This is a genomic window from Cytobacillus sp. FSL K6-0265, assembly GCF_038003465.1.
GTDB classification, from domain to species: Bacteria; Bacillota; Bacilli; order Bacillales; family Cytobacillaceae; genus Cytobacillus; species Cytobacillus stercorigallinarum.
Genome location: NZ_JBBOPE010000001.1, coordinates 2,082,064 through 2,102,408, shown reverse-complemented (window position 1 = coordinate 2,102,408; position 20,345 = coordinate 2,082,064). Strand labels below are relative to the sequence as shown.

Genomic DNA, 20,345 nt, shown 5'->3' with positions numbered 1-20,345 from the left:
TTTTTAGAATTTTCTATTTACTCAAATACTCATTAAAAAGAGAGATCGCTGATCTGGGGATCATTACCCAATTGATAACGTCTTCCCCCCATTGCCATACACTTTCGTGAAAACATCGACTTTTACTTTCTCGGAAATGCAGATGATAATAATAACAAGCATTAAAATATTTTCTATAACTTCTTGTTTTCTTCCTTTCGATTTCAGCTTCTTGTAATAATAAGCAATTCGCTACTAAATAATAAATGTGTTGCATAATAGAAATAGCTTCCATCTCTACATCTGTAGGGCTAACTTGCCCTATTAAGTTAAGATCTTCCTCTAATCGATGGATATTTGTTAATAATTTCTTTTTCAATGGGGTAAAATCAACAAATGTCACTTCATTTAAAATCGTTTTCATTGTTTCTATTAACACCGTATTTGCCTTATTTTTTGTTATTGCTCTTAAAACATCCAAGGCGACAATATTCGTCGTACCTTCCCATATTGACCCTAAATGAGCGTCTCGAACAAGTTTAGCATTTGCCCATTCTTCAATATAACCATTGCCACCTCTCATTTCCATCGATTCTCCTGCAATCACTCTTGCTTGTTTGCAAATTACACCTTTTAACAAGGGTGTTAACAACCTTAGCATCGTTTTTGCTTTCTCGTCCTTTTTAGATTCGGTCAAATCATACATATATGCTGTATAAAGTGACATGGATGTCGCCACTTCTGATGTTAGCATCATTTCAAATAATTGTTTCTGCATGAGAGGAAGTTTCGCTAATGGTTTTTCAAATGCAATTCGTCCTCTAGTTGTATATAAAGCTTCTAAATAAGATCGCCTAATGAGACCTGTAGAACGGACACTATTTGATAACCTTGAAGCGTTGACCATTGACATCATTTGTTTAAACCCATGATCAAGTTCACCGACTAAGTAACCAATCGCCCGCTCAAAAGTTACTTCTCCTGAGGCCATTCCTTTTGTCCCTAATTTATCTTTTAATTTATTGATCGTATAATGATTTCTTTCTCCACCTGGTATGATTCTTGGTACTAAAAACATGGCCAATCCTTTTGTTCCTTCTTTTGCATCTATTGGTCTAGCTAAAACAAGTGCTACATCAGCACTAACATTTGAACAAAACCATTTATCCCCCGTGATGAACCATGCATCTCCATTAGCTTCTGCTGTTACTGAATTGGCACCAACATCCGATCCGCCTTGCTTTTCTGTCATAAATTGAGCAGCGGTCATTCTATTACTCTTCGTACTAATTAATTTGGATAAATATTCTTCCTTCAGCTCTAAACTTCCGTAATCTTCCAAAATCTTCGCAGCTGAATCCGTCATACTCATCGGACAACATAAGCCAAATTCAGCTTGAGCAAATACATACCAAAAAGTATATTTCATCACTTTATTAAAAACCTCTTTAGACCCCATGACACCAATGCGATGACTCATGGCAACCAACCCGAATTCTTCATAACCGATTTCCTCGAGACGTGAATAGGATGAATGATAATTAACATCATTTATTCGTTGTCCCCGCTTATCATACATTGTTAATGTCGGTGGATGTCTGTCCGCCTCTCTCGAAAGCTGATCGATTTCATTACTTGCTCTATCCCCTAATTCCATTAACTTAGCTTTAAATAATCGATAATTATCGTTTGCATAGTGTGCTAATAAAAAATGAATATGGGGATCTGATAAGAAATAATTGATTTCTGTCGGTTCTGGCATGCCACCTTTTATCGGTTCCGGTTGAGGTACTTTAATAGACTCATCCATAAATCCCCCTCCTAACTTATCCGCTGTTTAACAGAAAAGGTACCTAGCGCTTTTGCAACAACACTTCCATCTTCCTGAGTTAGGATAGACTCAACATATTGGATTCTTCTTCCTTCGTGTATCATTTTCGCTTCTGCATACAAGATGCCTTCTTTAACTGGTAATAGAAATTGAGTGGTTAATGAAATTGTCGCAACTTTAACATCTTTCATTGAGCGAATAGTGACCCCTATAACCGAATCCAATAAGGAGGCAGTTGCGCCTCCATGAACCACACCATTAGAGTTTAAATGTTGTTTTTCTACTGCCATCTTAATGCGCGCTCTTCCTGCTTCCAATTCATCCATCGTAATACCAAGAAGCTGCCAATAAGGAGATGTATGAAACTCATTTTCTAGCCAATGTAAGTATTCATTCTTCATAATAGAGACTTCTCCATTCATAAGGATTCTATTAAATGATCAATTTTTTCATCCCAAACGATGACACCATCTAAGGCAAGCACACCTTCTCCTTCTTCAAGCACAAGAAGAGGGTTGATATCCATCTCTTTTAATCTACCTTTTTGATTAGCAGCAAAATGAGATATCTTCTCTATCGCTCGAGCTAATGCATGAATGTCATGTCTGCATTTTCCCCTAACTCCTTGCAAAATGGCATAACCTTTTAATTCCGTTAGCATCTCCATTGCATCCTCCTTACTGACTGGGGCTTTTCTTAGCGAAACATCTTTTAATACTTCAATAAATATCCCGCCTAGTCCACAGACAATAATGGCACCAAATTGTGGATCCTCTTTCACGCCAATGAAAAATTCTACGCCTTCTTGCTTCACCATCTCTTCCACAAGAAAGCCATCTATCTGTGCTTCTTTATCATATTTCTTGGCATTTTCTGATATCTCCTTAACCGCTAATGCTAATTGTTGTTCATTCTGTATATTAACAATCACACCTCCTGCATCCGTTTTATGAAGAATATCGGCAGAAATGACTTTGCACACCTTAGGGATATCCCAGTCTACTTTCATTGTCGCTATCTCGTCTATCTTATTGATAAGTACGCCTTTAGGTGTGCGGATGCCAAAGTTTGATAATAAATGTTTGACCTTTACTTCAGTCCAAATTCGTTCTTTTATTTCCTCACGTTTATACATGTTTTCAGCTGTTACCTGCACATCATTCACCGTCTTTGTTGAATATTGTACTAGTACGCTTAGTGCAACCATTGTTTCATAAGATGTTTTATATACTGGGATATTATTTTGTTGTAAATACCTTCTTCCTTTTCCTGTTAATTCATCGGTGCCAGTAATCGTCACGAGTATCGGTTTATCTGTTTTTGCGTCTATTTCCGCTATTGTTTTGCAAATATTAAAGCCTAATTCGCCTCCAAATGTCGTTTGAAAAACAATACTGTCTATTGTTGTATCCTCTAATAAAATTTTCAATGTATCGGTTAGGATATGTTGTTCTTTTAAACTTTGCGCAGTCACATCAATCGGATTCATTGCAGAACCGTAAGTAGGGATTAAATCTGCTACTTTTCGCCTAGTTTCTTCAGCTAAAGTAATCATATTAAGCTGTAAATCTTCACTATAATCAGCCATTGCAATACCTGCAGCTCCAGAATTAGAAATCGTTACCACTCGATTCCCAGCTGCCCTTTTTTGATTCAAAAAGACTTTGACTGTTGAGATTAAGTCATCAATATCATTCACTGTAATAATGCCATATTGTTTAGCGATGGCTTGATAGGTTTCGTCAGAACCAGTCATTGAGGCTGTGTGTGATAAAGCTGCTTTCTGTCCTAATTTTGACCTTCCAGCTTTCAGCATGATGAGTGGTTTATTTTTTTCTTTTGCGGCTTTCGCTAATCGAATGAATTGTTCCCCATCAGGAATACTCTCTAAATAACCAGTAATGATTGATGTCTGCTCATCATTTACCATATAGTTCATTACATCAAGTGTCGTAATATCCATCTGATTACCTGTATTTACAACATAGGAAAACCCAATATTTTCTTCTTGTGCCATCCCAAATAATGAAAAGCCGATCGCTCCACTTTGAGAAGCAAACCCGACTGGTCCAGAAATAAATGGCCGGTCTGTTTCAAACGAGGTAGCAAAACCCATTGGTAGTGATAAATGAACATTTAATAAGCCGACACAGTTGGGACCAAGAATATGAATATTTGCTTCCTTTGCCTTTTCTAATACTTTGTTCTGTAGATTTGAACCTTCTTCTCCTATTTCTGCAAAACCTGAGCCGAATAGAACAATATTTCTAATCGCCTTTTGTTTACATTGATCGATGATGGATAACATTCTTTTAGCTGAAACTGCAATTAATGCAACATCAACGGATTCCGGAATATCAACTAAAGATGGGTAACATTTGTAACCACCAATCTCGTCATATTTAGGGTTAACAGGATAAATGTTTCCTTTATAATGATGGTGAATAAGATTTTTAATCGGTTTACCACTAATGGATGTAAAATCTTTTGATACGCCTACAATAGCGATTGATGCTGGGTGAAGAAATTTTTGTATCGCTTCATTTTTATCCATTCGTTATACCTCCAGTTCATTACCTTGATTATAATTACTTCTATTTCTACGCCATTTAAGTACATAAAGACATATAGCTATCACGGTTCCCCCGATAATAAATGACCACATCGGAACAAACATTATCAGACCTGCAACAAATAGAATGATTCGCTCTGCCACAACTAAAGTGCCAGCTCCCACAAGATAACCTTCCAGAGCAAAGGAAATGCATGCAATCCCTATAATGGCAACAATTATACTGATGACCGTCTCCCACGGATCTCCGCGCCCAATCAATATGGCTGGATTATAAATCATGAAGAAAGGGACGATAAACTTTACTGACCCTAACTGGACAGATTGAAAAGCTGTTTTCATCGGACTTGCTCCTGCTATACTTGCTGTAGAAAAGGCAGCTAATGCTACTGGTGGCGTGATATAGGAGACAGTTGCCCAATAAACAACGTATAAATGTGCTGCAATTGGATCTACACCGACTGCAACAAGTGCCGGTGCCATAATTACTGCTAAAAATACATATACAGCGGATACAGTCATACCCATCCCTAAAATAAAGCAGGTAAGTGCTCCACCAATTAAGATTAAGAAAGTATTATCACCCGCAGCAGCCACTAATTCACGTGAAAACGAAAACGATACTCCTGTAGCGGACAACGCACCAACAATAAAGCCTACCCCAGCAATAATCACAACGATATCAGTTAAAACCTTTCCTATATTCACAACCATATTCGCTAGGTCTTTACCTGACATCCTCGTTGATTTCTTTATCATGGCAATGAGTAACAATACAGCACTCGCATAATAAGGTGCTTGCCCTTCTGAGTTTAGTACTGCTAAGAAGAAAATCATGACAACGATTGAGAAGATATAATACCAACCCTCTTTCAATGTTTTCCAGAAAGGTGGTATTTCCGAAACAGACATCCCTTTCAATCCATTTTTGGCAGCATATCCATCAATTTGAATAAATAAGCCAAAATAATAAAGAAATGCTGGTACTGCAGCGGCTAAAGCGATTTCATAATAAGGAACCGCTAAAAAAGAGGCCATGATAAAGGCTGCCGACCCCATAATCGGTGGTGTAATCGTACCTCCTGTAGAGGCTGTCGCCTCAATAGCTGCTGCATAATGCGGTTTATAACCTGTTTTCTTCATTGCCGGTATGGTCATTGCACCAATTGTCACGGCATTTGAAACGGCACTACCACTCAACATGCCAAAAAACGCACTCCCTACAACGGCAACCTTCGCTGAACCCCCCCTTGTTTTGCCAAAGATAGAAAGAGCGAGGTTGAAGAAAAAGTCACCGCCTCCAGTTTTCGTAATGACTACACCAAAGACTAAAAATCCAAGTAATAAATTTCCTATCGTTGTATAAGCAATACCAAAGACGCTATTAGAACTCATGATGTGATTTCTCGCTAACGTAAGAAAATCATAAGACTGTCCTTGGAGCAATTCTATCGGGATGACTCCTGCAATAAGCGGATACAGTGAGATTACTAGACAAATCATCGCTAAAACAAGACCGGCCGTTCTTCTAAGAGCTTCAATAATTAGCCCCCAAAGAAGAATTGAGGCAATTGTCGGTAAAATGGGAGCCTCCCAATCCCATCCCTCAATAATAATCCGTTCACCATTCAAGCCAATGGCGATAGCAATGATTAGGGATAATAAAAAACAGGCGATATCATACCATTTAATTGAAAGATCCGTTTTCTTTGCGGGGAACATAAGATAAGCGCTAGGGAGAAAACATGCTAATAATAAGATCATATAAGCATTTTGGATTGGATTTATGCCAAATAATTCAAGATAGAATAACATGTTTACAGATAAGAAAATGCCTATTAGAGTAGAGCTAATAATGATCGTTTTCCAAAAAGTGTTTAAACGTGACTGCATCATAGACTAAACTCACCTCACATTTTAAGAATGGATGGTTATCTTATTTCTTATTGACAGTTTCTCGGTTTTGCAACCAGAGCGCTTCGAATTCCTCATCTGTTAAATCTTCTTTTTCAGCGTATGCAACTGTTTTATCCCACACTTCTCTTAACTCTTCATACCGTTCAATTAATTGATCATTTTTTTGTTGTTTCTCTTTACTCCATAAACCTTCTTCTTTAAAGAACCGGATGACACCGTCGTGAAACGGAATCCCTTTTGGCTCTGTTAAAACTTCATCTTTACCATATAGTGCTAGATTAGGTAGTGCATCGCTATATAGATGGAAAGAATCATTTAACGATTTAATAAACTGGTAGACTGCCTCTTCACTTTGATCTGCGTATCCCCCAATTAAATAGCCATGGCCCATGACATTGAAACCTTTTTCCATCCCTGCTCCTTGCTTTGAATGAATAGGAAATAACCATGCAGCCACTTCCTCTACTCTTGCCCAACCTTCATCGTCACCTTTATCCATTTCCAGCCAACGAATCCCGCCTTTACTATGGGCTTCAAACATTGTAGATGCAGTCGGATTAATACCAGCAACATCAATTTGTCCTTGGATAAGCGCTTCTCCTTGTCCTGAATAGGAAGTGATTTTTACGGGCTCTACATCATCCCAAGTTAAACCAGCGAAGGCAAGCATCGCTTCATTTTTCAAATTGACGGAAGTGTTTCCTGCGATTATTGGAATCTTCTTTCCTCTTAAATCTTTGAGAGTTTGTATATCTGAGTTTTCTCTCACAGCAAATCCGAATTGGCTAATGGGTGCCCAATAAGCACGAACATCTTGCGGTCCCCATTTTTTTGAAGTGAATTCTTCTGTCCCTTCAAATGCCAGTTGAATTTCATCTCCAACTTTTCCTACAGAAGCAATTTCACGCCTTAAAGGTACCATCCTTCCAACACCACTTGCAGATGGTAGCATTCTCACTTTTGTATCATATTTTTCTGTTAGCACATTCGCAATAGCTGACATTTCTGCATAACCACCAGAACCTACATCATATACACTCCACGTCATTTGATCAGCAAGACCCGATTCATCTGCAAGCAACGAAGCTTGCGAAGCGGAGCTACATCCAGCTATAAGAAAACATAGTATTAGCAGCAGGACTAATGGAAGCATTTTATTCCCTTTTTTCATGTAATAACCTCCCATCCAGATATGGCAAATGAACACTATCTTATACAGGCGTAAACATGGGTAGAGTCATCTCTCCGACTTTTTGAAAGACGACCTTTACTTTTTGGTTGCAATGAATGGTTTCCATATCCGTATCAATAATGTTCGTCATCATCCTAACCCCTTCTTCTAGCTCGACGAGGGCAACACAATAAGGTAAATCGCCCTTAAATGCAGGACCACCAGCTCTTCGCGCAATCGTATAAGAATAAATCGTACCCTCTCCGCTTGCTTCAACCCAAGTCACGTTTTCCTCTCCACAGTGAGGACATAGAATACGTGGGTAAAAGATATGCAAAGAGCAACTTTGACATTGTTGAATGAATAATTTGTTTTTCTCGCACCCTTCCCAAAAAAATTTCGAATCATTATCAATAATTGGTAATGGCTTCATTATCTCATCCATCTGTTTAGTCCCTCCCTAAAATGACGACCGATGTTGAGGAAAGTGTTCCCCCTGTTCCATTCACAAGTCCTATTTTTGCTTCTTTCACTTGTCTCTCTCCACACTCACCTCTTAATTGCCTTACCGCTTCAATAATTAAAAAGATACCGTACATGCCTGGATGTGCGTATGAAAGGCCCCCACCGTTCGTATTCATTGGAAAATCACCGCCCGGAGCTGTACGTTGATTCTTCACAAAATCGCCACCTTCACCACGCTTACAAAAACCTAAAGATTCTAATGTGAGCAACACCGTAATCGTGAAAGAGTCATAGATTTCAACAAAATCAATGTCATCATGGCCAACACCGGCCATCTCAAACGCTCGTTTACCTGATTGTGCAGCAGATGTCACTGTTAAGTCAGGCATCGCCTGAATAGACCAATGACTATGTGCCTCACCTTGACCAAGAATCCATACCGGTTTTTTTCGACAATCCTTTGCTCGCTCAGGTGATACAAGTACAACGGCTCCTGCTCCATCTGTTACCAGACAGCAATCTAGTAAATGAAGAGGATCTGTAATCATCGGTGATTGCAACACATCCTCAATGGATATCGTATCCCTTTTTGTCGCAAAAGGATTTAATTGCGCCCATTTTCTTGTTGCAACTGCTATCTCGGCTAAGTCTTCATTCGTTGTTCCGTATTGATGCATGTGGCGATTTGCCGCCATTGCATAGGCACCAGCTGGTGAAGGTAAGCCAAAAGGTGTTTCATATTGTGCAGTAAACGTAGGTGGCCTTCCTGCTAAAGATCGTGATCTCTCTGATTTCTGTGTACTTCCATATAAAATTAATGCCACTTCACAAAGTCCTGCTTGAATGGCAGCTGCAGCATGGCCAATATGAGCTTCAAATGAAGAACCACCGATCTGTGTAGAATCTGTATAGTTTGGCTCAATCCCCAGATATTCTCCCATGACAACAGAAGGAAATGTACCAACACCGGGTACTCCCCATAGACCAGCAACAAACAGACCATCTACATCAGACTTTGATAAACCTGCATCATCTAATGCTCGTTTTGCTGCAATTGCTTGAATTTGCATGACGGATAAACCGTCTTTTACTTTCCCATCTTCAAGCTCAATGTCACCTACTCCAACAATGGCAGCAGCGTTTTTAATTGACATAGTAACCCTCCATCTATGCATTTATTTGTGGAAATTCATATGAAAAGTAATAACTAATGAATTGGTAGGAATATGTTTTTATTAATGGGTTTGGTCATTACAAAGAAGTTAAAAGAGAGTATTTCAAGATGTATCTTTGTTGAGGATGTTGTTTTGTCATTTTGTATGACTGAGAAGAGATGTTAGTAATTATCAATTTATTTTCTTATTGTGCAATCGCTTACATATATCTGCCACCAGTTACTTCAATTACATTCCCAGTGATATAATCTGCGTAATGAGAGCTTAAGAAAACGACAGCTTTAGCAATATCAAGAGGTTGACCTACTTTTTGCATCGGTATTTCAGCTATTTTCAACTCCTTTAATTTGTCAGGAATGGCTTTGGTCATATCTGTTTCGATAAAACCGGGTTGTATGGCGTTAACATTGACCTGGAACTTAGCTAATTCTTTTGCTGCGGCTTTCGTCATGCCCACAATTCCTGCCTTTGCGCCTGCGTAATTCACTTGCCCCATATTACCAACTTTACCGGCAATGGAGGAGATATTAACAATCTTTCCCTTTTCTTGTTTTCTCATATGAAGTGCCGCGGCTTGCATACATAAGAATGTCCCTTTCATATGTACTTGAATCACTTGGTCAAATTGCTCTTCTGTCATTTTATGAAGCATTGCATCACGTGTAATTCCGGCATTATTAACAAGCACATCTATATCACCAAAATGACTAATTGTCTTTGAGAAAAGTTCGTCCACACTTTCTTTTTTGGCAACATCTACTTTTACTGCTAATCCCCTTGATCCAACCTTTTCGATTTCATTCACGACAGATTCACATGCCTCTACATTCAAGTCACCAACGACTATTTGAGCACCATGTTGAGCTAATAAAAGACTAATCTCTCTACCGATTCCCTTTCCAGCGCCAGTGACTATCGCTACTTTATTCTTTAAGTCCATTAAACTACCTCCCATTCGAAAATATGATATGTACTAAATTTTATATATTAAAAAATTTTTTGTCAATGAAAAATTAGAAAATTAAGATTATTTAACCATATTCGATAATTCTCAGCAAAGAAGACATTATTACTCCTTATCTTCTGACTGAATAATAATGTCTGTTCTAATTAGACTAAACGGCTTTCTCCACCTAATTTAATTGTAATTTCACTGGCAATTCCCTTTACTAGTTCACCAATTCTTTCTGCTTCCGCTCCTTGCAACTGACTGGTTAAGCCAACTAACGAAATGGACATCTCCACTTTATTCGTATTATTAAAGATCGGGGCAGCAATGCCAATTAAACCATCAATATATTCCCCATATGAAATGGCATATCCTTTTATTTTTATCCTCTCTAACTCTATTAATAATTCTTTCATTTCGTTTTCCGATAAAGGGCGAAGACCATCATTATAATCAATTAACCGTTTTGCTTCTTCTCGCCTGAGATTAGCTAACAAACACTTACCATAAGCACCATCTACAATTGAGAAATGTCTTCCTACAGATACATTTATTCCAAATTGTTCTGCTTCAACCTTCGCAATGATGGTCGATTTTTTTTCACCAATTCGATTGACGAGAAAACTCGTTAATCCTGTTTCTTCTGTTAATCTTTCCAAATAAGGCATAATAACAGATAAGTCTAATATATTTTCTTTCGCTCTTTCTCCTAAAACGACTAAATAGGGTCCAAGACTATATCTTTTCGAACTTTGATCATAACGTACAACCGATAGCTCTTCTAGTTTTTGCAGAATGCGGTAACATGTTGTTGGCGTTAATGATAAAGCATTAGCAATCTCAGTTAAGTTACTTTTACTAAACTTTTTTCGACTTAATAAAGTAAGGATTTTAAATGCGCTGTCGACTGCAGGTACATTATATTTTCTCTTCGCCTTCTTTACATGCTCATCCATCTCTTCTACTCCTTCATTTTCCTATTTTCCGTAATTTTATGTACAAAAAATTTTTTTGTCAATGAAATTTTAGAATGATATAAATTATCTGATATCTATATGATAAAATAGTGGCAGCAGGAAAACATGTAAGGAGCGTTAGTAGATGGATATTAAACAATTAGAAGTATTTCTATCAGTCTATAAACATCATAACTTTTCTAAAGCTGCTGAGGAATTATGTATTTCACAACCAACTGTTAGCTCTCAAATTAAATCTTTAGAAGACCAATTAGGACTGCAATTATTCAATCGAAAAAATAAAGCATTAGGTAACTTAACTGAAGCCGGAAAAATTCTTTATCCCTATTCCACACAAATTCTTTCATTACTAGAAGAGGCTGAAAAATCACTCACTCAATATAAAGAAGGGGATAAAGGTTCCCTCTCTCTAGTAACTTCTGATTCATTTTGTTACTGGATCTTACCAAAAATTTTAGAAAGCTTTCACATTTCCTATCCTGCAATTGAAATCATACTGCATACGGCTTTTACACCTAAAATGATCGATATGCTCTATCATCGTGAAGTGCATTTTGCCATTGCACGTTCCGCTCAAAAAGAGTTTATAGAAGAAGATTTAATCAGCCATCATATAGGACAAGATCCTATTGTCCTCGTTGCCTCAGCGAACAATCGCTTAACAAATATTCCAAGTCCACATTTAAGTGACTTAGCTGATGAAACCTTCATTGTTTATGGGAAAGAATCAAACTATTGGCAACAAATCGAACAAAAGCTTTCTTCCTATGATTTTCATATGAGAACAGGCATGGAGCTTAATGACATCAATGCAACGAAAAAAATGATTGAGATCAATCTCGGGATATCTTTCTTGCCAAGTATTTCAGTGCAAGAAGAAATTGAAAATGGTAAACTCCGCGTCATTCTGATAAGTGAGGACCTAGATTTGCATCGTCACTCTCACCTTGTTTACCATCAAGATACCGTTATAGCGGGAGGGATACAGAAGTTTTTATCGTTTGTCACTGAACAGAAGCCCTATTTAATTTAAATGCATATAAACTCCCTTATTAATGAACTCTATACGCTCAGTCTCATTAATAAGGGGATGTGAATCAATTATATATCTCTGCCTGTTTCTTCCCAACAATGACAGCATCAACTGCTGTAACACCTTTACCTTCTTTATGGACGAGTATCGGATTAAATTCCATTTCTGTCCATTCTCCTTGATGAGATAAACAAAATTCTGATAAAGATTGTATCGTTAATGCCAATGCTTTTATATCTGACTTATGTTTTCCCCTGGCTCCATTTAGAAGTGGAAACGCCTTAATAGAAGCGATCATTTGTAAAGCCTGTGCCTCTGTAATCGGTGCAGGCAAGAAAACGACATCCTCAAGCACTTCCGTAAATATTCCTCCGATACCAAACATGATTGTCGGTCCAAAAGTGGGGTCATCAATGGCACCAATAATCACCTCTACCCCTTCATCTGCCATTTCTTCAATCATCATTCCTTCGATAAGATGTTCGACTTGATGATGCTTTATTCTATTTATCATCCCTTCATAAAAACGAAGTAACTCTTGTTGATTATTAATTTTTGTTTGAACCAACTGATAGTCAGATTTATGAGTTATTTCCTTTGAAACTCCTTTTAAGACAAGCGGAAAAGGAAGACTATGCGCATGTAGATCTTCTTGATTACGAACAAAAGACCCTTTAGGCACTTTTATACCAATCGATTGTAATAGTTGCTTCCCTTCCCATTCATTTAGTTTTTCATTTACAATCATCGGTGACTGCTTATGGTTTCCTTTTCTTATTTGAGCGGATGTATTCCTTTCTGCTGTATAGTAATTTACGACATGTGCAAGGGCATTAATGGTCCGTGTGGGGGTAGGAATCCATGGAATACTTTTTTCGCTAAAGAGTGCCCTTTTAGTTTCTTCCTGTATTCCTGACCAACAAACAACAATGGGCTTATTTGCTTGTTTAATCAACGTACTAAGTTTGTTGATAATAGGTGTAAATAAATGATCGGTCATTTGAATATAGAGCACGATGGATTGCACTTCAATTGCTTCTACTAGCACAGTTAAAGTGGCAAGTATTTGTTGAGGATTTTGATTCACTTGTGCAGTCATATCAACTGGATTCTTAATTGATGCAAAAGCAGGAAGTGTTTGTGATAGTCTTTCTTTCGTTTCTGCTTTTAAAGTGGCAAGCTTAATTCCTTTACGTTCACATTGGTCAGCCATCATAATGCCTGCACCACCGGATTGTGTGACGATAACCGTCCCTCCATCTTTAGCCATATTTTTAGCATAATTAAACAATGATAATGTATCGATTAATTCTTCCTCATCATTAACAAGGACAACATTGTTTGCAGCAAAATAAGATTGATAGATCTTCGCATTGCCTGCTAATGATGCGGTATGCGAACTAGCCGCATCCGCCCCTATTACTGACGTTCCAACTTTCATTAATACAAGTGGTTTATTATTTTCATGACTTGCCTTTATTGCACGATTCATTTTAGTTACACTTCTTGCCCCCTCTAAATATCCACCAATGACTTTTATATCACGACTTTTAGCAAAATAATCAATATACTCAAAGAAATCAACCGCGCTTTCATTTCCACTTGATACAAATGCTTGAAAACCGATACCGATTTCAGTTGCTAATGTATGAGTTAAAGATCCGATTGCTCCGCTTTGTGTAACAAATGCAATCGGTGCAGAATCACATGCTTTTAAACTGGAAAAGGAAGCAATCATTTGCTTATTTAAATTAAATAACCCGAGAGAATTTGGACCGCAAATCGGCAAATGGTGCCCTTTTGCATACTCTCTTATCTCTTTCTCTAACTTCTCTCCCTCACCACCTATTTCAGTAAATCCAGAACTAAAAATTAATACACTTTTTACCTTCTTCGCGTGTAATTGTTTAATAATAGATAATACACTTTTAGCGGCTACGGAAATCAAGGCTAAGTCAATATGTTCAGGTAGTTCTTCTATCTTCTGATAGCAAGGAAAACCTAATATCTCTTCATATTTTGGATTCACAAGATAAACTTCACCTTCATAGCCTACCTCTTTTAAATTCGCTATCGGTTTATAGCTGATTTTTGTTTTATCTCCACTAGCTCCAATAATGGCTATTGCTTCTGGTTCTAACATTGGTCTAAGGTCATCACTTGTAAACATCTATTCACCTTCCTCTTAATACATATTTTTAGGCAAGAACAAAGCAATATCAGGAAATAGATAAAGAATAATAATTAATAGGAAAATGGGAATTAAAAATATACTCGCCCCTTTAAAAATTTGTTCTAAAGTAAGGTCAGGGGCCGATCCTCTCAGTACAAAACAATTCATGCCAACAGGAGGAGTGATCATAGCCATTTCCATCACTAAAACAATAATGACACCAAACCAAATTAAATTCATATCCATCGCAAGAATGATCGGTAGAATAATTGGTAGTGTAACGACAACCATAGCAAGGGCATCCATCACCATTCCTAATAAAATGTACATAAGAATAATAAGTACAAATAATAGAAAAGGAGGAACTGAAATAGATTCGAAAATATCTGCTAATAGAAAAGGCAATCTCGTAATTGTAAGGAAGTAATTTAATATAAATGCCATAATAATAATGGCAAATAAAAATCCAGTTGTTTTCAAAGTAGCAGATAATGCTTGAACAAATGACTGTATCGTTAATTTCTTTCTGATTAATGCAAAAATAAAAGTAAAGAATGCGCCAATCCCTGCTGCTTCTGTTGGGTTAAACCAGCCGATATACATACCGCCAATCACAATGCCAAATAACAAAATAATCCATACGGTGGATTTCAATGCGATAAAACGATCCTTCCACTCCACCTTTGTATGAATCATTGGTGCTAACTCTGGTCTTAAAGAAACAGCCACAAATACAGTGATCATATATAAAATGATCAGCATAATCCCCGGGATAATGCCAGCCACTAAAAGCTGTCCGATAGATTGTTCAGTCATCATGCCATATAGAATAAACAATGTACTTGGTGGAATGAGCACTCCCAATGTTCCCCCTGCAACAATCGTTCCTCCGGTTAATGATTTGTTATAACCCGCCTTTAGCATTTCCTTCGATGCAATTACACCCATTGTGGCAGTATTTGCAAGGCTTGAACCTGAAGCGGCCGCAAACACTGCAGAGGATGCAATCGTCGCCATCCCAAGTCCACCTCTTAATCTACTAAGCCAAAGTCTGAATGTATTAAAAAGTTCTGTACTAATTCCACAGATAAATAATAATTCACCCATTAGAACGAACATAGGAATAGTGCTTAACGTATAACTAAAACTATGATCCCATGTCACTGTTTCAACAACGGTGGCCAATGCCGTCCAACCTTTCAAATAAAAGATTCCTAGTACGGCTGGTACGACCATTGCGATAGCAATGGGTACTTTAAAAAACATTAAAACAAACATGAGCAAAATAACGATTACGCCAAACCATTCAACCGGCATGTTCATCACCTCCTATATTTTCATGATTCAATGAAAGGATGAGTTTGAGCATTCTTAGAAATGCCTCAGCTCCCCACATGAGAAAGCCGAATGTAATGATATAATCAAAGGGGTAAAAAGGGATTTCTAAAAGAGTAGTAGATATAGGCATTGTCAATTGATGAAAAATCCCGACATGAAGATAAATATAAGCAATGAGGATGGTAATAATAAATGTAAGAAATGCGCCAAATATATCTAAGACGCGTTGCCACTTATATGAAAGTCTACTTGTGATAATATCTATTGTAATATGTCCGTTTACTTGTTCTGTATAAGCCAAACCACACATGATTAGCACAACCATACCTAACTGAACAATTTCGATATCACCTATAATAGGTGAAAATAGTAAGCGACTCATCACAGCAAACGTAATAAATATCATCATCAGTGTCATCGTTGCTAACGCAATATATTTTGTTATTGCTGTAAAGAAACGTATGACCTCTTCAAGCTTTCTCATGTATTCCACCACCTTAACTGTTTTAATTTTCAAATGGTAAAGGGTAATCTTCTTCACGGAGAATTTCAAAAAAAGCTTCGACCATTTCTTCCCCATCATATCCACGTTTATTTGCATCTTCTATCCATAACTCCCAGGCACCTTTACCCGCTTCACGATACTTAACGTCTTCTTCTGTAGAAAGTTTAATATATTCACCTCTTTTTTCAACTGCTTTCTCTAACTGCTTATTGGAAGCAGCTAACTCTGTAACATAACTCTCTGTAAACATTTCTGATAACGCAGGATTCAATTCTTCTGTAAAGATTTTTTGTAAATCTGGCGGAAGCTGATCATAGAAGTTTTTATTCATTACAGGAATGAGTGGATTGACGAGTACTGACATTTGTGTGATATAAGGGGCCGGTTCATAATACCTTACTGCTTCACCGCCAATAGGTGTATAAAATGCGGTATCAATCATCCCTTTTTCTAATCCTTCGTATATACCTTCAGATGTGATCGATACTGGCGTTCCTCCTAATGATTGAATAAAGGCATTTTCTCCTTTTCCGCTCATTCTCATTTTTTTGTTTTGTAAATCTTCAATTGTGTAAATAGGTGATGTAGAGAATAAATCATAGGCATCTGTTGATGTGGGAGGCATAAGGATGACATTATCTAATCCCTTGTCTGCAAATCGATCTTCGAATTTACTTAAAACTTTGTTGGCCTCAACAGGTCCTTGCAAGGCAAAAGGTAGACTACCGATTGTATAAGGAAAAAAAGGAGTATCATAAAAATAGTTTGTTACGAGAAGACTTACATCATAGAGCCCTCCTTTTATATCTTGATAAACGGAGCTAGACTTTCCTAACGCACTGCCATGATAAATATTGACCTTTACTCTTCCGTTTGTCTTTTCTTCCACCATCTTCTTCCATGGCTCCCATGCATTATAAGCATAGTGATGTGTAGATGGCTGCCAATTATTAATATCCATCACATACTCCTCATCGGAAGCGCTTTCATTGGATGTCTGTTGACTACATGCACTTAATAAAATGCCTATACAAAATACAGTCAATAGAAGGATCTTTTTCATTGGAAACACCCCCAGTATTGTTCAAAATCACACTTTCTTCTTATCTGACGAACCAATTACTCCCTCTTTTCTCAATTGATTAATCTCTAATGTTTGATACCCTAAAGAATGTAGAAGTTCTTCAGTATGTTGCCCTAACAAAGGTGGTCCTGTTTTTGTTTTAATATTTAGCGTAGAATTCTTGAGTGGACTTTTTACTAATTGAATAAGTCCAAGCTTTACATGGTCAACTTCTTCAACAACTTCTCTCGCTTCAGCTTGAGGGTGTTGAAAAACTTGTTCAATATTATTTACTGGTCCAGCTGGAACACCTACTCGTGATAATTGAGTGAACCATTCATCTGCCGTTTTGGTTATCATAATTTCTGCGATTTTTTTTGATAACACTTCACGATTAGTTACTCTAGCTTGATTTGTTATAAACCTTTGATCATCTATCCAACTATCACGAGCTAAAACCACACAGAATTTTGCGAATAATTTATCATTCCCACAACAAACCATTAAAGGGCGGTCACTGCATTTAAACACTTGATAAGGAACAATATAACTATGATCATTGCCAACTCTTGTTGAAACAGTACCTGTATTTAAATAACTACTTCCTACATTGGCAAGTGCACTTAATTGTACTTCAAATAGAGATAGATCAATATATTGTTCCTTTCCTGTTTGATCTCTTTGCCTTAAAGCGGCGAGAATCGCTATTGCTACATATTGTGACGTCATAATATCGACGAGTGGAAGCCCCACTCTTGTCGCCTCCCCTTCCGGAAATCCAGTGACTTCCATTAGACCGCCTATTGCTTGCATAACAGGGTCAAACCCAGGTTCCCCTTTATACGGTCCCGTTTGACCATATCCGGTTACCGAACATAATATAATATCTTTTTTAACCTTTTTAAGTTGTTCTAGGTCGAGACCCAACTTTTTCAAAGTGCCTGTTTTAAAGTTTTCTAAGACAATATCAGCCTCTTTTAAGAGTTGTAAAAAGATCTCCTTCCCTTTTTGCTTTTTCAAATCCAACTCAACTGATTTTTTATTACGATTAGCGGTAAAATAATACGTACTTTCTCCTTCTATGAAAGGAATCCAATCTCTCATACTATCTGTACCATTCGGTGCCTCTATTCTGATGACATCAGCCCCTAAATCTGCTAATATCATTGAACCCCCAGGCCCTGCATATACACGAGACAAATCCAATACTTTAACACCTGCAAGTGGTTGACTATCACTCATCGATTACAACCTCACCTTATGAATATCACTACTTAAGGAAAACTTTCTTTCGATATGATGACGATTGGCATCCTTTTCTCCTAAGGCGTCATTGGCAATCAGTATTCGTTGGATATTCGCCGATCCTTCACCAAAGTGAAGCATATTCGCATAGTTTACATACTTCATAATCGGATATTCATCTGCGATACCATTGCCACCAAATATCTCTAACGCACTTCTTGCTGCTTTGGTAGCTACTTCTGAGGCAAAATATTTTGCGTATGCACTTTGTCTAGTTGCCGCCTCGCCTTTGTCTTTTAAGTAAGCGCTTTTATAAGTAAGCAATCTTGCAGCCTCTGTTTCTACTACCATATCCGCAATCAAATGTTGAATCATTTGATATTGACCAATCGCTACGCCACTCACTTCTCGTTCGTTTGCATAAGATATCGATTCATCAATACAACCTTGAGCAATACCAACCAATCGCGAAGAAACAGTTAAGCGCCCATAATCAAGGGCGTTCATCGCTATTTTAAAACCTTCTCCCTCTTTACCTAATAATTGATTTTTTGGGATTCGATAGTCTTCTAAAAATACTTCACAGCTTCTAGTCATAAATCCTAGGGAACTGATTTCGATTGGCTTTGCATAAAACCCCGGTAAATTAGTCTCAATAATAAAAGCAGAAATGCCATTATGACCAGCTTCTGGGTCTGTTTTCGCAAATAACACACCTACATCTGCTTCATTAGCAAAAGTAATCCACATTTTTGATCCGTTCAGCACGTACTCATCACCATCTAGAACAGCCGTTGTCTTCATTGCTCCTGCAGGATCTGAGCCACCACCAGATTCAGTAAGAGCGAACATACCAATTTTCTCCGCTTTTATTAGTGAAGGAACATATTTTTCAATTTGCTGCTTATTTCCCCAATTTAATATTGTAAAAGGACAGGTCATTGCTTGCATATTAAAGGCATAACCTAACGATGGATGTACTTTTGATATTTCTTCAGCAATGATAGCTAAATTAAGAAAACCTAATTCAGATCCACCATATTGCTCCGGGAAACAAGCACCAAAAAAACCGAGATTCCCCATTTTTTCAAAAATATCTTTCGGGAATAATTGATTTTTCTCATAATACTTAATTTGGGGTGACACTTCTTTTCGAACAAACTCCTTTACCATTTGTAAGACTTGTTGGTTTTCACTTGTATATTCAAACTCCATCTACCCACACCACCTTATTAGAATTTTCTGAATTTATTAATTATATTATTATATATATTAATAATATTCAATATTTTATTGAGAAAATAGATAATTAGTTTGGGATAATGGATACAATTGATAGGCAATATAAGTCTTTGTCCTAGCATGAAAATAATTGATTAAAGCTTCGATCTTTCTTGTTGAAACTTCTCTCTTGCTTGTATATACCAGTCATTACCTAAAGAATCGATAATTACTGTAGCTGGAAAATGTTCTACTGTAAGCCGATATACTGCCTCCGTACCTAACTCAGGAAAGGCCACAACCTCTGCCTCTCTAATAGCCCTAGACAGAAGTGCGCCGCTTCCCCCTATTGCTGCTAAATAAACTGCTTTGTTTCTTTTTATACTTTCCTTTACTTCTTCGTTTCGATACCCTTTTCCAATCATTCCTTTTAAGCCATGCTCTAATAATAATGGTGTGTATTTATCCATTCTACTACTAGTTGTTGGACCGGCGGAACCAATCACTTGGTCAGGCTTTGCTGGGGTCGGACCAACGTAATAAATAAAAGCATTTTCTAATGAGAATGGAATCGTTTCTTGTTGAGATAAACGAGCATAAATTTTTTTATGGGCTGCGTCTCTCGCTGTATATATTAAGCCGGTTAATTCAACTTGCTCTCCTGCTCTTAATGTTGCCAACTCTTCTGGACTTAACGGTAAAGATAACTGTTTTTTTCCCAATTCTATCAG

Annotated in this window: 17 protein-coding genes; 1 reads left to right on the top strand and 16 read right to left on the bottom strand. The window is 37.4% G+C overall.

Annotated elements, in window-relative coordinates; translation table 11 throughout:
* Positions 1-13: 13 nt before the first annotated feature.
* From MHH73_RS10760 to MHH73_RS10720, 9 genes are all read right to left on the bottom strand, one after another.
* Positions 14-1,789: an acyl-CoA dehydrogenase family protein gene (locus tag MHH73_RS10760; protein ID WP_341066712.1), complete on the bottom strand. Its 1,776-nt coding sequence runs from the start codon at positions 1,787-1,789 to the stop codon at positions 14-16.
* Positions 1,790-1,800: 11 nt separating this feature from the next.
* Complete coding sequence (locus MHH73_RS10755; RefSeq protein ID WP_191811760.1) at positions 1,801-2,211, bottom strand: PaaI family thioesterase; 411 nt, start codon at positions 2,209-2,211, stop codon at positions 1,801-1,803.
* A 17-nt stretch (positions 2,212-2,228) separates the two neighbouring features.
* On the bottom strand, positions 2,229-4,364 hold the full coding sequence (locus tag MHH73_RS10750) for an acetate--CoA ligase family protein (RefSeq protein ID WP_341066708.1): 2,136 nt from the start codon (positions 4,362-4,364) through the stop codon (positions 2,229-2,231).
* Between the two features lie 3 nt (positions 4,365-4,367).
* A complete protein-coding gene (locus MHH73_RS10745; protein WP_191811764.1) occupies positions 4,368-6,278 on the bottom strand; it encodes a TRAP transporter permease in 1,911 nt (636 codons plus the stop codon).
* A 40-nt stretch (positions 6,279-6,318) separates the two neighbouring features.
* The gene (locus MHH73_RS10740; RefSeq protein ID WP_191811766.1) at positions 6,319-7,470 is read right to left on the bottom strand and encodes a TAXI family TRAP transporter solute-binding subunit; all 1,152 of its coding nucleotides are present in this window, start codon (positions 7,468-7,470) and stop codon (positions 6,319-6,321) included.
* A gap of 40 nt (positions 7,471-7,510) precedes the next feature.
* Complete coding sequence (locus MHH73_RS10735) at positions 7,511-7,915, bottom strand: Zn-ribbon domain-containing OB-fold protein (protein ID WP_341066705.1); 405 nt, start codon at positions 7,913-7,915, stop codon at positions 7,511-7,513.
* Between the two features lie 4 nt (positions 7,916-7,919).
* Complete coding sequence (locus tag MHH73_RS10730; RefSeq protein ID WP_191811770.1) at positions 7,920-9,089, bottom strand: acetyl-CoA acetyltransferase; 1,170 nt, start codon at positions 9,087-9,089, stop codon at positions 7,920-7,922.
* Positions 9,090-9,309: 220 nt separating this feature from the next.
* On the bottom strand, positions 9,310-10,050 hold the full coding sequence (gene fabG / locus MHH73_RS10725; protein ID WP_191811772.1) for a 3-oxoacyl-ACP reductase FabG: 741 nt from the start codon (positions 10,048-10,050) through the stop codon (positions 9,310-9,312).
* A 170-nt stretch (positions 10,051-10,220) separates the two neighbouring features.
* Positions 10,221-11,015, bottom strand: a complete 795-nt coding sequence (locus MHH73_RS10720; protein ID WP_191811774.1) for an IclR family transcriptional regulator — start codon at positions 11,013-11,015, stop codon at positions 10,221-10,223.
* A 145-nt stretch (positions 11,016-11,160) separates the two neighbouring features.
* Between MHH73_RS10720 and MHH73_RS10715 the strand changes: the two genes are divergently transcribed.
* Complete coding sequence (locus MHH73_RS10715; RefSeq protein ID WP_341066699.1) at positions 11,161-12,069, top strand: LysR family transcriptional regulator; 909 nt, start codon at positions 11,161-11,163, stop codon at positions 12,067-12,069.
* 64 nt (positions 12,070-12,133) lie between these two features.
* Here MHH73_RS10715 and MHH73_RS10710 read toward each other — a convergent pair whose 3' ends face one another.
* From MHH73_RS10710 to MHH73_RS10680, 7 genes are all read right to left on the bottom strand, one after another.
* Positions 12,134-14,239 (bottom strand): acetate--CoA ligase family protein, encoded by a 2,106-nt coding sequence (locus MHH73_RS10710; protein ID WP_191811777.1) that lies wholly within the window; start codon positions 14,237-14,239, stop codon positions 12,134-12,136.
* Between the two features lie 15 nt (positions 14,240-14,254).
* The gene (locus MHH73_RS10705) at positions 14,255-15,559 is read right to left on the bottom strand and encodes a TRAP transporter large permease (protein ID WP_191811780.1); all 1,305 of its coding nucleotides are present in this window, start codon (positions 15,557-15,559) and stop codon (positions 14,255-14,257) included.
* Positions 15,549-16,064 carry a TRAP transporter small permease gene (locus MHH73_RS10700; RefSeq protein ID WP_191811782.1) on the bottom strand — a complete coding sequence of 172 codons (516 nt, stop codon included), beginning with the start codon at positions 16,062-16,064 and terminating at the stop codon, positions 15,549-15,551. Before MHH73_RS10700 ends, MHH73_RS10705 begins: the two co-directional genes overlap by 11 nt.
* A 22-nt stretch (positions 16,065-16,086) precedes the next feature.
* Entirely contained in the window at positions 16,087-17,148 is a 1,062-nt protein-coding gene (locus MHH73_RS10695; protein ID WP_225230461.1) for a TRAP transporter substrate-binding protein, read from the bottom strand.
* Between the two features lie 27 nt (positions 17,149-17,175).
* A complete protein-coding gene (locus tag MHH73_RS10690; RefSeq protein WP_341066695.1) occupies positions 17,176-18,390 on the bottom strand; it encodes a CaiB/BaiF CoA transferase family protein in 1,215 nt (404 codons plus the stop codon).
* 3 nt (positions 18,391-18,393) lie between these two features.
* Complete coding sequence (locus MHH73_RS10685; RefSeq protein ID WP_341066693.1) at positions 18,394-19,608, bottom strand: acyl-CoA dehydrogenase family protein; 1,215 nt, start codon at positions 19,606-19,608, stop codon at positions 18,394-18,396.
* Positions 19,609-19,769: 161 nt separating this feature from the next.
* A complete protein-coding gene (locus MHH73_RS10680; protein ID WP_341066690.1) occupies positions 19,770-20,336 on the bottom strand; it encodes a Fe-S-containing hydro-lyase in 567 nt (188 codons plus the stop codon).
* Positions 20,337-20,345 lie beyond the last annotated feature (9 nt).

Excerpts from the sequence above, each read along its gene's own strand:
- MHH73_RS10760 (WP_341066712.1), bottom strand. The coding sequence starts at position 1,789 with ATGGATGAGTCTATTAAAGTACCTCAACCGGAACCGATAAAAGGTGGC.
- MHH73_RS10755 (WP_191811760.1), bottom strand. The coding sequence starts at position 2,211 with ATGAAGAATGAATACTTACATTGGCTAGAAAATGAGTTTCATACATCT.
- MHH73_RS10750 (WP_341066708.1), bottom strand. The coding sequence starts at position 4,364 with ATGGATAAAAATGAAGCGATACAAAAATTTCTTCACCCAGCATCAATC.
- MHH73_RS10745 (WP_191811764.1), bottom strand. The coding sequence starts at position 6,278 with ATGATGCAGTCACGTTTAAACACTTTTTGGAAAACGATCATTATTAGC.
- MHH73_RS10740 (WP_191811766.1), bottom strand. The coding sequence starts at position 7,470 with ATGAAAAAAGGGAATAAAATGCTTCCATTAGTCCTGCTGCTAATACTA.
- MHH73_RS10735 (WP_341066705.1), bottom strand. The coding sequence starts at position 7,915 with ATGGATGAGATAATGAAGCCATTACCAATTATTGATAATGATTCGAAA.
- MHH73_RS10730 (WP_191811770.1), bottom strand. The coding sequence starts at position 9,089 with ATGTCAATTAAAAACGCTGCTGCCATTGTTGGAGTAGGTGACATTGAG.
- fabG (WP_191811772.1), bottom strand. The coding sequence starts at position 10,050 with ATGGACTTAAAGAATAAAGTAGCGATAGTCACTGGCGCTGGAAAGGGA.
- MHH73_RS10720 (WP_191811774.1), bottom strand. The coding sequence starts at position 11,015 with ATGGATGAGCATGTAAAGAAGGCGAAGAGAAAATATAATGTACCTGCA.
- MHH73_RS10715 (WP_341066699.1), top strand. The coding sequence starts at position 11,161 with ATGGATATTAAACAATTAGAAGTATTTCTATCAGTCTATAAACATCAT.
- MHH73_RS10710 (WP_191811777.1), bottom strand. The coding sequence starts at position 14,239 with ATGTTTACAAGTGATGACCTTAGACCAATGTTAGAACCAGAAGCAATA.
- MHH73_RS10705 (WP_191811780.1), bottom strand. The coding sequence starts at position 15,559 with ATGCCGGTTGAATGGTTTGGCGTAATCGTTATTTTGCTCATGTTTGTT.
- MHH73_RS10700 (WP_191811782.1), bottom strand. The coding sequence starts at position 16,064 with ATGAGAAAGCTTGAAGAGGTCATACGTTTCTTTACAGCAATAACAAAA.
- MHH73_RS10695 (WP_225230461.1), bottom strand. The coding sequence starts at position 17,148 with ATGAAAAAGATCCTTCTATTGACTGTATTTTGTATAGGCATTTTATTA.
- MHH73_RS10690 (WP_341066695.1), bottom strand. The coding sequence starts at position 18,390 with ATGAGTGATAGTCAACCACTTGCAGGTGTTAAAGTATTGGATTTGTCT.
- MHH73_RS10685 (WP_341066693.1), bottom strand. The coding sequence starts at position 19,608 with ATGGAGTTTGAATATACAAGTGAAAACCAACAAGTCTTACAAATGGTA.